We start from the raw sequence: 13,792 nt of genomic DNA, 5'->3' as shown, positions 1-13,792 counted from the left end.
AAAGGCTCCCCCCGGGTAGGCGGCATCGGCGTAGAGATCGTAGGGCAGCATCGCCGGGCAGATGGTTTTCAAAGCGCTGGGACGGCTGGAGGCGGCATAGAGTTGGGTCATGCCCTGGTAAGAAAAGCCGTACATGCCCACCACACCGTTGCTCCCTGGCAACGTAGCCGCCCAGTTGACCGCGTCGAACCCATCTTCGGCTTCCTGGCGAAAAGGGTAGAAGGAGCCCTTGGAGGTGCCCCGTCCCCGCACATCCTGGATGACCACGATGTAGCCGTGGGCCGCATACCAGCGCGGATGGGCGTACACCACCGTCGAGGCAATGGCCCGCCCGTAGGGCTGCCGCATGAGCAAAACCGGGTAGCTCCCCCCGCCTTCTGGGCGATAGATATCCGCATCCAGTTGGATCCCGTCGCGGGTCAACATGGAAACGGTTTCCCGGGGACGCACAGGCAGCATGGTTTCACTCAATCCACTAGGGAAAACATCAGCTCGCCTTCAGTAACCAATTGCCCCCCCACCTGGGCCCGGCAGAACATCTTGCCAATGCGTTTTTGCCGGATGGTGAGTAGATCAGCCGACAGCAGCAGCTGATCCCCGGGTAAGACAGGGCGGCGAAAGCGAACCCCATCGATGCCGGCAAAAAGAGCCAGACGCCCCGCTGCATCCGGCAGCTTGGTTAGGACGATCCCTCCCACCTGAGCCATGGCCTCAACGATGAGAACACCGGGCATGATGGGGCGATTGGGGAAATGTCCCTGGAAAAAAGGCTCATTGAAGGTGACGTTTTTAAGGCCCACTGCCCGCTGCCCCGGGAGATACTCCACAACGCGATCCACCAGCAAGAAGGGATAGCGGTGGGGCAGAATCTCCAGGATCTGCTCCGTGGTGAAAACGGGGGGAGCGGCTGCCAACTGAGCCGCTACTTCAGCCGAGAGAGGGGGAGGAGGAGAGACATCGGAGGACATGGCAGACCCACAGAGCCGGAAGACAAACCTCAAAGCCTGGAGGGGAGAGAGGATCCAAGCTGCACCGAGCTAGCCTAGTCGCACGATAGCGGGCAGTGCAACTTTCTGCAAGCAGCTGGGTTTCCCCTCAAGCTGGCGGGGGAGAGGTCACCCTGGCGTGGCAAACCAGATCCCTTTCTAGCTCTTGTCCTGAGTCTGACTGAATCCGCAGGGATCCACTTCTTAGCAACTGCTCGGCCAGACGGTGGTGCAGGGAATGGCCCGCCTTGTAGGCCACGATGTGCCCCCGCAGGCGGCAGCCCAACAGGCTGAGATCTCCTAGTAAATCTATCAGCTTGTGGCGCACTGGCTCATCGGGGTAGCGCAGGGGGCCCAGCCACTCGGTTGCATTACAGACAATGGCGTTTTCCAGGCTGCCACCTTGGATCAGCCCCTGGTGGCGGGCTAGCTCCGCATCCTGTTGGCGGGAAAAAGTGCGCGCCGGGGCGATGGAGTGGACAAAATCCGCTCTGTCTTCCCGCCAGCTTAGCCACTGTTGGCCGATGGGGGAGTTGGCAAACTCGATGCCATAGGTGAAGCGGGCTTCGGGGTGGGGCAGAGCGCTAACAAAAGCCTCCCCTGCCCAGACGGTAACTGGCTCTTGAACCACGCCCACTAGGGCCGGCTGCTCCTGGGCCAGGATCCCGGCTTGAACAATCGCCTCCACAAAGGGGAGCGCGGAGCCATCCAGGATCGGCAGCTCCGGTCCTTCTACCTCAATGCGGCAGTTGTCGATGCCCAGAACGTAAAGAGCAGCCAGGAGGTGTTCCACCGTCTGCACCTGAGCAGATCCCTGCTGTAGGCGGGTGCAGAGGGCAGCAGGAGCCAGGGATCCCAACTGGGCAGGGATGGGAGGGGAACCTGGCTGGTCCACCCGCACAAAGACTCGACCGCTGCTGGCAGGGGCTGGGCGGAGGTTACAGCGAACCGGCAGGCCACTGTGCAGGCCAATGCCTTCTAGGGAAATAGAGCTGGCCAAGGTGCGCTGGTGACTTCTCATGGCGCTCCTCACAACTACCGCAGACGCTCCTGGCCCTGGTCGAAAACACGGTAGTACAGCTCCCGGTAGCCCACGCGCAGGTTACTGCTGGCATCTGCCAATCTGGCCTTGCGACTGCGAGTGCCGTAGGCGCTGAACACCTCGTAGGTATCTCCCTCGAAGAAGAAGGAGGAGACATCGGACACCTCTTCGCCCCCCAGCAACTGCCACCGTCCGCCCCGCAATTCCAGCCGGTAGCGGGCCTTGTCCAAGCTGCCAGAGGGACGGTCAAGGGTGGCCTCGATCTTGCCTTCGTACTGCGGTGGCTCGACTCCTGCTATGGGCCGCACCTCGACGGAGATATCGCGGTAGCGGCAATTGGAACGGTTGCAGAGGCGAATTGAGTGCATGGCTTCAGCAATGGCTTCCAAGCGCTGTCGCGCCTCCGCTAGGGAAACCCACTGGGCTGGCTCTGGGCTCTCCTGGGCAGCCAGCCCCGCCGATCCCCAGCAAAACCCTAGCAGCACAAGACACAGCAGGCATAGCCAGCAGCGGTAAACAGATCCCATAGGCCCAGTTGTGGCAGGATCTAGTTCCTCTACTTTAGAGGATTCGTAGCTCCAAGCAATGCAGACACCCTCCCACCGGCTTCAGGAGCGATTGGCCCAGGTGCGGATTGTGCTGGTGCGGCCAGCAGGACCGCGCAACCTCGGCGCCATTGCCCGCGTAATGAAGAACATGGGCCTGCAGCAGTGGGTCTTGGTAGATCCCCGCTGCGACCCCCTTGATCCCGAAGCAGTTACCATGGCCGTGCACGGCGCCGACTTACTCTGCCAAGCCCGGCAGGTGCCAACCCTAGCCGAGGCCCTCCAGGGGTGTGTGCAGGTATTCGGGACAGTAGGCCGTCGCGAGCCCTACCCCCCTGAGTGGCAAATTCAATCTCCTCGCCAAGCCTTTCCCGATCTCCTCGCCGCTGGTCCCGCGGCCTTGGTGTTCGGCCCCGAAGATCGCGGCTTGAGCAACGAAGAGCTGGCCCTCTGCCATCGCCAGATCCAGATCCCTACCGATCCGGCCTACCCTTCCCTCAACTTGGCCCAGGCGGTAGGCATTTGTTGCTACGAGCTGCGTACCCTCCTTTGTCCAGAGCCAGTGCTTCCAGCTGGACCTGGGCTCTCAAAGCCAGCTCCTTTCGAGCTGCTAGAGGGCTTTTTCGGCCAGCTCGAGGCGCTGCTGCTGCAAATTGGCTATCTGTACCCCCACACTGCCCGCCGCAAGATGCTCAAGCTGCGCGCCCTCTTTCACCGCACCGGCCTGACTGTGTCCGAGGTGGCCCTACTGCGCGGGATCCTGCGACAGCTCGAGTGGAGCCAAAAATCCTCTCCTCGAGACCCCCCGAAGGAGGATCCCCACCTTGCTAAGGGCAGATCTTAGCTGCTGGGGGTGGGTGCCCCTCAGGGCCGGGATCCAGACACCCCCCTAAGAGAGGGTAGGTTGGTCTCGGCTGTCTAGTCCAGTTCCTGTCTCTGCGCGTAGAGGGACTGCCAGATCCCGTTGCAGCAAGAAGGCCGCACTCTTGGCCTGAGGGCGGGAGGATGTTACATGTACTCCTGGACTTGGCTCCCTTGGTGAACTGGTGAGGCTGCCAGGGATCTGATGGCTGCATTTCCTGGCCAAACGATAACCCAAAGGCCAGGGGGGCAAGCAGGACCCTCCAGCTGCTCTTTTGGCAGGGAAATAAGGAATTGCCACTCCTTGCGGGCTACGTAGGATTCTGCCACCTCTGAACCAATAAGGTTGCAACTTGCGAAGATGGGTGGCGAGGGGCAAAAGCTTTTGTTATCCTGGCGCTTAAGTTCTCCTGTGGCCAGGGGGAAAGCGGCAAACTTTCCCTGACCCTGGATGCGACCAGGGATCCCTGGATCGCGGTCTCAGGCAGGCTTTTGCTGGCAGGATCGGAGAGAGGAAGGGATCCAATGTTGACGTGGCTCTGGACACAACACTTTTCTCGCCTGAGCCAGAGGCTGCAAAGCTTGGAGGCGACTCGCGAAGAAAACCTTCTGTCTCCTGATCTCAGCGCCCAAACCCTGCAGGTAGCCCCTGACTTTTGGGAGCGGCAGCACCAGGCTTTTGCCTACGTGGATAAGCAGATGCGCAAGCTCAGCCGTCGCAGCAAAATCTGGGGCAGCCTGGCGCTGCTAGCGGTTTTGGCCGATGCGGCTTTAGTGGTTGCCGGCCTAACCCTGTTCCAGTCTTGGCAACAGCTGCGGGCTGACCAAAGTCTTGCCCGCATTGCTGAACAGGCAGTGGCTGCCGATCCAGTGCAGCAGGCTTTTGACAACCTGTTGGCTCAACTGCCCCACTTGAACGGGATAGAGCGGTATCGTGCTCTGGAGGCGCTGCAGGCTCTCTCGGCCATTGCTTCGACAGGTCAGGGTTCTTCTTCTGGATACTACGCTGGGCCCCCTAGCCTAGCGGCAACTCCCCTGGAAGCTCAAGTGCAAACCATTCACCGCCTGGGGCAGATGCGGGCACTTGAGGCGGTGCCGGCTCTGCTCACTAAGCTTTCGGATAGGGAGCCGGCAGTGCGGGAGGCGGCAGCTCGTGCCCTTGGTCAGATTGGGGATCCGCGCGCCCTTCAACCTTTGCATGATCTCCTAGCCCATGAGACTGACGAGCTGGTTCAGGAGGCAGCCATTGCCTCCATTGCCCAACTGCTGCGGTAAAACGGGCGGATGGGGGAGCGGGGATGAAAAGCTTTAGGTTTGGCAAAGTGGCCAAGCTGGTGGGAATCCTGTGCTGGGTGGGGGGGGCGGGGGGGGGGGGGGGGGGGGGGGGGGCGCCCCCCCCCCGGGGGCAGCCCGGCCCCCCTAGCCCTCGGGGGGGGGCGGCCGGCCGGCGCCTCCACCGCGTGAGGGCGCGCCCCCCGGCCCCCCGCGCCCCCCCCGGCGCCCGGGCGCGCGGGGCGGCTGCGCCAGTTTGGGCGCAGGATCCCTTCCGCAGTGGGGCCAACGCTCGCCCCATTAGCCCTGAGGTGGCTGCCGCCTTTGAGGAGTTTTTCTGCGCAGGCCGCTATACCCAGAGCCGGGAAAAGCTAGAGAGGGCCCGACAGGCTTCTCCCCAAGAGCCAATGGTCTACGCCTTGCTGGCAGCCCTGGCCTACCAAGAGGGGGATCTGGAGTCTTTCGCCCAGTTGGCCACCCAAACCCGCCAAGTGGCTGCCGAGCTGAAGAAGACGGATCCCTTACGCGGCAACCTGTACGAGGGCGTGGGCTACGGGTTGGAAGCAGCCAACATTGTGGTGCGGGAAGGGGTGGTGCTTGGCTTGCCTAAGGCATTGCCCACCCTCAACCAATTGTTTGCAGCCATCCGCGCTGCCCAAGCAGTAGACAGCAGTGACCCGGAGCTAAATCTTCTCAACGGCTATATTGACTTGTTGCTGACCTACCGCGAGAAGGCTTTGAACCAATTTCGTCTGGCAGCGCCTGAGTATTTAGCCTACCGCGGTCAAGCGCTGGCCTACCGGGATATGCAACGCTATGACGAGGCGCTGGCGGCGGTGGATCGGGCAATTGCAGTTTCCTGTAACAACCCTGAACTTTACTACCTCAAGGCCCAGATCCTGGCTGCCAAGGGTCAAGACCGGGAAGCCGTCCCCCTTTTTGACCAGGCTTTGCAGGCCGCTGCCCAGTTGCCGCAAGCCCTGGTGGAGCAAATCCAGATGGAGCGGGATCGCGCCGCCCAGCGCAGTGGGTTGACCGGCCAGTTGCCTACACCAACTCCCTCTCCCTAACACCAATGGGCCTGCGCATCAGTGGCAAACAGACGCTGCAAACCCCCCCTGGCCTGGGAACTCGGCCTACCCCTGGGCGGGTGAGGCAAGCTCTGTTTAACATCCTGCGGGGGCAGGTGGAGGGCTGTCGCTGGCTGGATCTCTGCTGTGGGGCTGGCACGGTAGGGGCAGAAGCCCTGTGCCAGGGAGCAGCCTTCGTGGCTGGCATCGAGATTGCCGCGCCAGCCTGTCGCCTCATCCAGGCCAACTGGGCCAAGGTGGCCAAGCCTGGACAATCTTTCCAGGTGATTCAGGGAGATGCCCGCAAGCTGCTCAGTCGAGGTCTCGCTTTGGATCCGTTTGATTACGTCTACTTTGCTCCCCCCTATGATGCCGGCCTGTACACCCCCCTCCTGCCGCTCATCCCGCCCTTGCTCAAGCCAGGTGGAACCTTGATTGTCGAGCATCGCAGTGGCCAAAAGTTACCGGAGCAGGTGGGATCCCTGCTGCGCTTGGACCAGCGGGCCTACGGGCAAACGGCGCTAGCTTTCTATCGGCAGCTGGGAGAGGGGCCCTAGGGGAAGGGGGTGCTGACAAAGCCAATCTCGAGAAGCTGCTGGTAGGCCTGGGTGCCTAGCTCCCGGGTTGGGGTCTGGCTCTTGATGACCTGGATCAGCCAGCCCACGGCCTCCTCAGGACGGCCGGCAGCCCGATAGACCACGGCTAGATCATAGGCGGCTTGATCCCGAGCCTGGGCGGCAACGCGGGCCAGCTCCCGCTGCTCTTCGGAGATGCGGTTTTGGATGCCGGCAAAAGCCCGGGAGAGATCCTGGTGGTAGTTGGAGCGCTGGTTGTAGGCGTTGAACACCTGTTGCAGGAGCTCAATGGCCCGGTCGTAGTTTTGGGCCTGGATGGCGGCATCCGCCTCAGCAGCCAACTGTTCGGCTCGCAAGGCGCTAAGGGCGCTGCTGGGCTGTTCTAGGGCACGAAACTGCTGGGGATTGGGAATAAGCTGCTGGCTAGCAGCAGGCAGTTCTTGAGCTGTAGCCCAGAAACTCGAGCTGACACCCAGCCCCAAGCCCAGCAAGAGACCAAAGGCCAACTGCAACCAAGAGCGGGGCCGAAAGGCAAGCCCACGGAAAGTAGGTCGACTCTTGCCAGCACCAGCAGGGGGTGGTCGGAACATGGGCCAGGAACCCTCGAAACCGTGCTAACCCGTTCTACTCTACCTTACTTCTGACTCTGCTGCAGCTCAGGGGCCTCCTCCAGAGGGGATTGCCGAGGAGGCAGCTCTTCAGACGGCGGGGAACTGGCCGGGAAGGGATCCGGTTGAGCCGAGAGGGTTTCTGGCAACAGGGGCAAGTTCATAATCCGCTCGTACAGGCGCAGGTATTGCAAGGCGGAGCGGCGCCAACTGAAATCGCTGGCCATGCCCCGCTTTTGCAGTGCTTGCCAGGTGTCTTTGTGCTGAAACGCCTCCCAGGCCCGCGCCAGACAGGTGTAGAAGTCCAAAGCCTCGTAGCGGTCAAAGCAGTAGCCAGTGCCAATCCCTTTGCTGGGAATATGGTGGCTGACCGTATCCACCAACCCCCCCGTGCGGCGGACAATGGGCACACACCCGTAGCGCATGGCAATCATCTGGCTAATGCCACAGGGCTCGAAGCGGCTGGGCATTAAAAAGACATCTGCTCCCCCATAGATCAACTGGGCCAGTTGGGGCTGGTAACCCCGTTGGTAGGCCACTCGGCCTGGGTGCCGCTCGGCCATCTCCTGCATCCGTCCTTCGTAGTAGGCTTCGCCGCTGCCCAGCAGGACAAATTGCGAGTCACTGTAGGCCAAGAAGCGATCCAAGGTTTGGATAAGCAGGTCGATCCCCTTTTGTTCCACCAAACGCGCCACCATCCCCATCAAAAACACATCGGGGTTGACGGTCAAGCCCACGCGGGCCTGCAGCACGGCCTTGTTCACCGCTCGACCGCTGAGGTCGTCAATGCTGAAGTTGGCGGCTAGATGGGGATCGGTGCGGGGATCAAACTTCTCGGTGTCGATCCCATTCAAGATCCCCCACAGGCGTTCCCCCTTCCAGGCCAGCAGATCCTGGAGGCCTTCTCCATAGACACTGGTGCGGATCTCCAGGGCGTAGGTGGGCGAAACCGTGGTTACCTGGTCGGCGTAGAGGATCCCGGCAGCCATGGCATTGGGAGCGGAAAAATACCAGGGCAGCCAGGTCATGCGTTCCAGTTGCCAACGCCAAGGTCCTTGATAGGCCAGGTTGTGAATGGTAAAGACAGTACCGATGTCAGGAGCCTGGTGCATCCAGGCCGGGATCATGCCGGTGTGCCAGTCGTGGCAGTGGATGATGTTGGGCCGCCAGGGGTAGTAGGTCCAGGCAAATTCGGCTACGGCGTTGGCAAAAAAAGTAAAGCGCCAGAACTCGTCCTCGCCGTAATAGATGCGGTGGGGGGCAAAACAGTAGTGGCTGACCAGGTAAAGGGGGACATCGGTGCCGGGTAAAACGCTTTCGTAGATATCAGCCACCTGGCCCATGACCTGCTTCGACCAGATGGGATCCTTAGAGCGGGGGTATTGCCCTGGTTCCTGGCCAAACTTGTCCCAGAGAAACCCATAGAGGGGCATGATGATGCGCACATCCTGCCCTAGCTTGCGCAAGGCAATGGGCAGGGATCCCACCACATCCGCCATGCCTCCTACCTTTGCGAGGGGAGCAACCTCTGCCGCCGCAAACAAAATTCTAGCTTGCACCACAACGCCCTCCCTCTTGTTAGGCAAATGGTCCTCGGCCCTACCCCTCCCCATCCTAGAACACTAGGGATCCCTAGGCAGAACCAGCTGAGGCTGCCTGCCCCTGGGCAGTGGTGTCGGCAGAGGACTTAGGGGTTTCCCTCTCGCAGACGAGCGCGGATGGCCTGCCAAACCTCTTCGGCCAACTGCGGTGGGCTAATTTCCCTGGAGATACGCACGCGTACATCGGCCTGGGCGTAGAAGGGTTCCCGCTCCTGCATTAGCTTCTGCAAAGTAGCGCGGGGAGCAGGAGTTTGCAGCAGGGGGCGGTGGCCGGGATCCCGTCTCAGTCGCTGCCAAATGAGCTCTGGGGTCGCATCCAGCCAAACGGTAAGGCCGTGGTGCAGGTAGCTCCAATTTTTGGGTCGCAGCACAATGCCGCCGCCGGTGGCAATGACCAGACGAGTGTAGCCACTCAGTTGGGCCAACACCTGGGTTTCCAGCTCTCGGAAGTGGGCTTCTCCCTGCTCGGCAAAGATCTGGGCTATTGAACAGCCGGCCACCTGCTCCACCAGAGCATCGGTATCAAAAAAGGGGCGGCGCAACTGGGCGGCCAGCTCCGCCCCCAGGGTGGATTTGCCGCTGCCCATCATGCCAATCAAATAGATGGTGACGCCGCGCAGGCATTCGGCTTCTTGGGGAGGGATCATGGGGTAGGGTCGGCTGGGACTTCCTGGGACCTAAATGTAGCCGTGCTCCGCTAGAAACTCCAGGGAGATGCCGCTCTCCGGCCAAGCCAGGCCCAACAATTTTTCCACATATTTGCCCAAGAGATCTGCCTCCACATTTACCAGATCCCCCACTTGCAGTAGGGAGAGGTTGGTCTCGCGGTAGGTGTGAGGGATCACCGCCACCTTAAACCAACACCCCCCTTGGCGCACCTCGGCAATGGTTAGGCTGACGCCGTTTACCGCCACACTGCCCTTGGGCACGATGTAGCGGCCAATTGCCGCCGGCACCTCAAAGCTCAGTTCCCAGGCGTTGCCGCTAGCTGCTTGTTCGCACAGTCGCCCCACCCCATCGATATGGCCGCTGACGAAATGTCCCCCTAACTTGTCCCCCACCCGCAGGGCTGGCTCTAGGTTAACTAGGCGCGGGCCGCGGGATCCCTGGCCCCAAGTCGAGCGGCGCAGGGTTTCCGGGGAGACATCTGCCAAGAAGCCATCGGGCAGGATCTCCACTACCGTCAGGCAAAGGCCGTCTACCGCCACGCTGTCCCCATAGGCCAACTGTGGCTGCAGCTCTGGGCAGGTAACCCGTACCTGAGAAGAGGAGATCAACTGAGCTGTACCCAAACTGCGCACCAGACCCGTAAACATGGCTTTGTTGGCTCTCCTTCTAGGCCTTGGCCTGATCCTCGAAGGGGAAAAGGGATCCCGGGTTGGTTTTGGCTCCTCGAGGAGAGCGCGGGGGGTGATCTTGCTGCTGGGCCAAGAGTCGCTCCACCTCGGCATTGAGCTGGCTTTCGCTAAAAGGCTTGGTCAGGTAGCCGGTTGCTCCCGACCACTTGCCGCGGATGCGATCCAACAGGCCGTCCCGTGCGGTCACCATCAGGATAGGGAGAGACTTGAACTCTTCCAGGCTGCGCACGATGCGGCAGAGCTCCAGGCCATCCATCCCGGGCATGGCGATGTCCATTAGTAGCAGGTGAGGCCGGTACTGGAACAAGAGGGGGAGCACCTCAGCGGGGTTGCCGGTTGTAATGACCCGATACTTGGGCAGGTACTGGCGCAGGATCTCCTGCATAACAACGCTGTCATCTACCGCCAAGAGGGTGAGGGGGGTAGGGCGCTGGGGGGGCAGCAGCTCGGGAGAAGTTTGTAAGCTCACCAGCCCTTTTTTGACCCAAGCGGCAAAGAGGCCAGCTACCTCCAGCCGATCCCGACAGAGCTTTTGGGCAATGGCCTCCAGCGACTGGCCATCTTTGGTAAGAGCATGAAGCTTTTGGCGCTGTTCGTCGCTAAGGCGATAGCGATTGACCCGCTCCCAGTTAACCACGGGCACCGCCAGAAGGCTGGGGATGGCCACCTTTAGTTCTGCCCAGCGATCGTGGCGGCGGGCAGCTTCTTGCAGCAGAGGCTCCAGCTCAAACCCGCCAATGGGTGCCTCCTGGGCAACCCGTTCCTGCACCTCGAAGTAACAGGTGCCCGCCCGCTCGAATAGGTAGCGATCAAAATCGGTGAGCAAGTTAAGCCAGAGGGCGTCTTCCACCTCGCCTGGCTTTATTAAACCCAGCTCGGCCATCACCTCCAGCAACTCCGGCAGGGGGCTGTCTCGGAGCAGCCGCTCCCGCAGCACCCGGATAACCCGTTGGGACCACTCTAGGTTGAGGCGAGGGATAAAGCGCGATAGGCGCTGCAGCAGAATTGGGGCTCCAAGGGGCCGATCAGCGGAAAAGAGCAGCCGGCCGCAGTAGTAGGTCAGCACCCAAGGCTCTGGTTCCGCGGCGGGATCCCCCCTCTTGAGGTAAAGGTGGAGGTAGCCAGTGGTAAACTGCCGACTTTGCTGCCGGAGTAGAGGTGCCAGTTCCGCCGCTGCAAAGAGAAAATGGGACATAGAAGCTCCTCCGGCCTCGTCTTTTCAGGCCACCCAAGCAGCGATTACCTTGGCTACTCACCCTAATTTGCAGCTGCTTTATAAAGTTATCTCCCCTTCATCAAATCGTCAAAAAGCCCCCGCTCCTCGGCTGGGCCTAGGCTCACAAGCCGACAAAGGATCCGTTGGCTACGAGTTTAAGGCGTCCCGCTGGGCCTGGAGCAGTTTCTGGATGCCGGCCTGGGCCAGGTCTAACATTTGCAACAGTTGCGAGCGGTCGAAGCAGCTGGCTTCAGCAGTCCCCTGAATCTCGATTAAGGCTCCCTGCTCGTTCATAACCACGTTCATATCCACTTCCGCTTGGCTGTCTTCCTCGTAGCAGAGATCCAGCAGCACCTCCCCTTGCACAATCCCCACCGAAAGGGCTGCCACCTGCTGCCGCAACGGCGATCCCTGTGCCGGATCCAGCAGCCCCTGTTTGTAGAGCCAGGTGATGGCATCATGCAGGGCTACATAGCCACCGGTAATCGCGGCGGTACGGGTGCTGCCATCGGCCTGCAGCACGTCGGCATCGATGGTGATGGTGCGGGATCCCAGTTTCTGGAGATCCAAAGCAGCGCGCAGACTGCGCCCAATCAGCCGCTGGATCTCGGCGGTGCGGCCGGAGAGCTTGAGCACCTCCCGCGGCTGGCGCTGTTGGGTGGCGGTGGGCAGCAGGCGGTACTCTGCCGTCAACCAGCCTTGGCCGGTGTTTTGTAAAAAAGGGGGGACCTCTTCAGCCACGGTGGCGGTGCAGAGAACATGGGTATCGCCAAACTTCACCAGCACTGAGCCAGGAGCGTAGCGGGTGAAGTGGCGCTGAAAGGAAATCGGGCGCAATTGGGCAGCTGTGCGGCCATCAGGGCGTTGCCAGCTCATGGGCAGTCAAGAAAGGATCCCTTGCATTGTCGATCATGTTCACCCAAGGCAGCTTCTGCAAAAGTACTGCTGGCGCCTAGAACAACAGGCCTCTGGAAAATTGCAGTGGTAGGTCAGGGGGCAGGTTACAGTGTAAAGAAGTTCTTAGCTAACTTTTCCTATTGTTGCGGCAAAGCCCCGAACCTGAGGGGTCCTACCCAGCAGGACCCCAACAATTCAGTAACGCAAGACACAAACGCTCATGATCCTTCTCTTCCTGCAACGGCTACGCCAATCGGCTCTCGACCCCTTCCAAGAGATCCATTGGACTCCGGAACTGTTTGGGATCCTGCTGGTGTATTTTGTGCAGGGGGCGGTAGGACTGGCAAGGCTAGCCACCAGCTTTTACTTGAAGGATAGCCTGGGCCTCAGTCCAGCGCAGGCAGCGGCGTTGATGGGCCTGGCTGTAATTCCCTGGACCCTCAAGCCTCTTTACGGACTCCTGTCGGATACGCTGCCGCTGGCGGGCTACCGGCGCCGTCCTTACCTCCTGCTTGCGGGGGTGTTGGGGTGCGGGGCTTGGCTGGGGATGGCTTGGGGGGCACCGACAGCGGAGCTGGCTGTGCTGTGGATGGTTTTGGGATCCCTAGCAGTGGCGGTGGGGGATGTCATCGTCGATTCGCTGGTGGTGGAGCGGGTGCAGGGCAGTGACTGGGCGGGAACGGGCACGCTGCAGTCTTTGACATGGGGGGCAACAGCTCTGGGATCCCTGCTCACCGCCTATGCCGGAGGCGCGCTCTTGGCCCACTACCCTCCCCAAGTGGTGTTTGGGCTAACAGCTCTGTTGCCCTTGCTGATTGCCCTGGCTGCCTGGGTAATTGGGGATCAGCCTGTAGCCAGCTCTTGGGGCTGGGATCCCTTGCAGCAACAGGTGGGTCGGGTGTGGCAAGCGCTGCGGCAGCCCAGCATTTTCCTACCGGTGCTGTTTGTGTTTGTCTGGCAGGCAACTCCCAGTGCCGACGTAGCCCTGTTTTATTTTGTAACCAACGAGCTTGGCTTTGGGCCGGAGTTTCTGGGCCAGGTGCGGCTGGTTACCAGCATTGCCAGCTTGGCAGGGGTGGGGATCTTTCAGGTGTATCTACGACAGATCCCCCTGCGGCCCCTCTTTGGCTGGATGACAGTCATTTCAGCAGGGCTGGGCCTGACCACTCTGATTTTGGTCTATCACCTCAACCGCGCCTGGGGCCTCGACGATCACTGGTTTAGCCTCGGGGATAGCCTGGTGTTGACGGTGGCAGGGCAAATTGCCTTTATGCCAGTGCTGGTTCTGGCCGCCCGCCTTTGCCCGCCAGGGGTTGAGGCTACCTTTTTTGCCCTCTTGATGTCGGCCTTCAACTTGGCGGGGTTTCTCTCCCAGGAGCTGGGATCCCTGCTCATGCACGCGCTAGGAGTAACCGAAAGCAATTTCAGCAACCTGGGGCTATTGTTGGTAGTAACCAATCTCTCTACCCTCCTGCCCTTGCCCTTGTTGGGCTGGTTGCCCGCAGAGGGGATAGCTCCCAGCTCAGCAGAAGCAGCCGCCAGGAGGGAGACGATCCCTCGGGGAGAGACAGAAGACTACCCGACCCTTGTCCTCCAGACCACCTGCGGGCTTGAGGAGGGAACAGCAGCCCTGCAGTTGGCAAGCAACCCACCAGAGCCTACAACTGGCTAGGGTCCGGGTGGATATGCAGCCATTTGTGGCCAATCTGGAAGCTTGGCCCCTGCTTCTATCGCCCTGGGAGTACAGAAGCTGCCCCCGTT

At 61.0% G+C, this 13,792-nt stretch carries 15 protein-coding genes; 5 read left to right on the top strand and 10 right to left on the bottom strand.

The annotated features are described in order from the left end of the window. From NW827_RS01455 to NW827_RS01440, 4 genes are all read right to left on the bottom strand, one after another. On the bottom strand, positions 1-459 hold a 459-nt coding region (locus NW827_RS01455), incomplete at its 3' end, for a CocE/NonD family hydrolase (RefSeq protein ID WP_414503252.1). 8 nt (positions 460-467) lie between these two features. Continuing rightward, positions 468-968, bottom strand: coding sequence for a 3-hydroxyacyl-ACP dehydratase FabZ (gene fabZ / locus NW827_RS01450; RefSeq protein WP_414362511.1), 501 nt, complete (start codon positions 966-968; stop codon positions 468-470). Positions 969-1,095: 127 nt separating this feature from the next. Continuing rightward, positions 1,096-2,007, bottom strand: a complete 912-nt coding sequence (lpxC, locus tag NW827_RS01445; RefSeq protein ID WP_414403772.1) for a UDP-3-O-acyl-N-acetylglucosamine deacetylase — start codon at positions 2,005-2,007, stop codon at positions 1,096-1,098. A 14-nt stretch (positions 2,008-2,021) separates the two neighbouring features. After that, positions 2,022-2,555, bottom strand: a complete 534-nt coding sequence (locus tag NW827_RS01440) for a hypothetical protein (RefSeq protein WP_414503251.1) — start codon at positions 2,553-2,555, stop codon at positions 2,022-2,024. Between the two features lie 58 nt (positions 2,556-2,613). Between NW827_RS01440 and NW827_RS01435 the strand changes: the two genes are divergently transcribed. From NW827_RS01435 to rsmD, 4 genes are all read left to right on the top strand, one after another. Next, positions 2,614-3,417 carry an RNA methyltransferase gene (locus NW827_RS01435; protein WP_414403770.1) on the top strand — a complete coding sequence of 268 codons (804 nt, stop codon included), beginning with the start codon at positions 2,614-2,616 and terminating at the stop codon, positions 3,415-3,417. A 542-nt stretch (positions 3,418-3,959) separates the two neighbouring features. Continuing rightward, entirely contained in the window at positions 3,960-4,709 is a 750-nt protein-coding gene (locus NW827_RS01430; protein ID WP_414362515.1) for a HEAT repeat domain-containing protein, read from the top strand. A 185-nt stretch (positions 4,710-4,894) separates the two neighbouring features. Next, positions 4,895-5,776: a Sll0314/Alr1548 family TPR repeat-containing protein gene (locus tag NW827_RS01425; RefSeq protein ID WP_414503250.1), complete on the top strand. Its 882-nt coding sequence runs from the start codon at positions 4,895-4,897 to the stop codon at positions 5,774-5,776. Positions 5,777-5,781: 5 nt separating this feature from the next. After that, positions 5,782-6,333 carry a 16S rRNA (guanine(966)-N(2))-methyltransferase RsmD gene (rsmD, locus tag NW827_RS01420; RefSeq protein WP_414362675.1) on the top strand — a complete coding sequence of 184 codons (552 nt, stop codon included), beginning with the start codon at positions 5,782-5,784 and terminating at the stop codon, positions 6,331-6,333. Here the strand turns inward: rsmD and NW827_RS01415 are convergent. From NW827_RS01415 to rph, 6 genes are all read right to left on the bottom strand, one after another. Then, on the bottom strand, positions 6,330-6,857 hold the full coding sequence (locus NW827_RS01415; protein WP_414503249.1) for a hypothetical protein: 528 nt from the start codon (positions 6,855-6,857) through the stop codon (positions 6,330-6,332). The two genes, rsmD and NW827_RS01415, sit on opposite strands and share 4 nt — an antisense overlap. Before the next feature lie 128 nt (positions 6,858-6,985). Beyond that, positions 6,986-8,458: a glycogen synthase GlgA gene (gene glgA / locus NW827_RS01410; RefSeq protein WP_414362713.1), complete on the bottom strand. Its 1,473-nt coding sequence runs from the start codon at positions 8,456-8,458 to the stop codon at positions 6,986-6,988. A gap of 188 nt (positions 8,459-8,646) precedes the next feature. Further along, positions 8,647-9,207, bottom strand: a complete 561-nt coding sequence (locus NW827_RS01405) for a shikimate kinase (protein WP_414362677.1) — start codon at positions 9,205-9,207, stop codon at positions 8,647-8,649. A 30-nt stretch (positions 9,208-9,237) separates the two neighbouring features. Continuing rightward, positions 9,238-9,876 carry a riboflavin synthase gene (locus NW827_RS01400; protein ID WP_414362678.1) on the bottom strand — a complete coding sequence of 213 codons (639 nt, stop codon included), beginning with the start codon at positions 9,874-9,876 and terminating at the stop codon, positions 9,238-9,240. A 19-nt stretch (positions 9,877-9,895) separates the two neighbouring features. Then, positions 9,896-11,113: a response regulator gene (locus tag NW827_RS01395; RefSeq protein ID WP_414503248.1), complete on the bottom strand. Its 1,218-nt coding sequence runs from the start codon at positions 11,111-11,113 to the stop codon at positions 9,896-9,898. A 168-nt stretch (positions 11,114-11,281) separates the two neighbouring features. Then, a complete protein-coding gene (gene rph, locus NW827_RS01390; protein ID WP_414362680.1) occupies positions 11,282-12,010 on the bottom strand; it encodes a ribonuclease PH in 729 nt (242 codons plus the stop codon). A gap of 241 nt (positions 12,011-12,251) precedes the next feature. On the opposite strand from rph, the gene NW827_RS01385 reads away from it, so the two are divergent. Beyond that, on the top strand, positions 12,252-13,703 hold the full coding sequence (locus tag NW827_RS01385; protein ID WP_414362681.1) for a folate/biopterin family MFS transporter: 1,452 nt from the start codon (positions 12,252-12,254) through the stop codon (positions 13,701-13,703). Positions 13,704-13,792 lie beyond the last annotated feature (89 nt).

Origin of the sequence: Synechococcus sp. H70.1 (assembly GCF_047502705.1) — a bacterium.
Classification (GTDB): Bacteria; Cyanobacteriota; Cyanobacteriia; order Thermostichales; family Thermostichaceae; genus Thermostichus.
The sequence above is the reverse complement of the archived record's forward strand: the minus strand, read 5'-3'. Positions and strand labels throughout refer to the sequence as shown.

Bases quoted from the DNA above. Each gene is read 5' to 3' on its own strand.
- NW827_RS01435 (WP_414403770.1), top strand. From the start codon at position 2,614: ATGCAGACACCCTCCCACCGGCTTCAGGAGCGATTGGCCCAGGTGCGG.
- NW827_RS01385 (WP_414362681.1), top strand. From the start codon at position 12,252: ATGATCCTTCTCTTCCTGCAACGGCTACGCCAATCGGCTCTCGACCCC.
- glgA (WP_414362713.1), bottom strand. From the start codon at position 8,458: ATGGCGGATGTGGTGGGATCCCTGCCCATTGCCTTGCGCAAGCTAGGG.
- NW827_RS01395 (WP_414503248.1), bottom strand. From the start codon at position 11,113: ATGTCCCATTTTCTCTTTGCAGCGGCGGAACTGGCACCTCTACTCCGG.
- NW827_RS01430 (WP_414362515.1), top strand. From the start codon at position 3,960: ATGTTGACGTGGCTCTGGACACAACACTTTTCTCGCCTGAGCCAGAGG.
- fabZ (WP_414362511.1), bottom strand. From the start codon at position 968: ATGTCCTCCGATGTCTCTCCTCCTCCCCCTCTCTCGGCTGAAGTAGCG.
- NW827_RS01400 (WP_414362678.1), bottom strand. From the start codon at position 9,876: ATGTTTACGGGTCTGGTGCGCAGTTTGGGTACAGCTCAGTTGATCTCC.
- NW827_RS01405 (WP_414362677.1), bottom strand. From the start codon at position 9,207: ATGATCCCTCCCCAAGAAGCCGAATGCCTGCGCGGCGTCACCATCTAT.
- NW827_RS01440 (WP_414503251.1), bottom strand. From the start codon at position 2,555: ATGGGATCTGTTTACCGCTGCTGGCTATGCCTGCTGTGTCTTGTGCTG.
- rsmD (WP_414362675.1), top strand. From the start codon at position 5,782: ATGGGCCTGCGCATCAGTGGCAAACAGACGCTGCAAACCCCCCCTGGC.
- rph (WP_414362680.1), bottom strand. From the start codon at position 12,010: ATGAGCTGGCAACGCCCTGATGGCCGCACAGCTGCCCAATTGCGCCCG.
- lpxC (WP_414403772.1), bottom strand. From the start codon at position 2,007: ATGAGAAGTCACCAGCGCACCTTGGCCAGCTCTATTTCCCTAGAAGGC.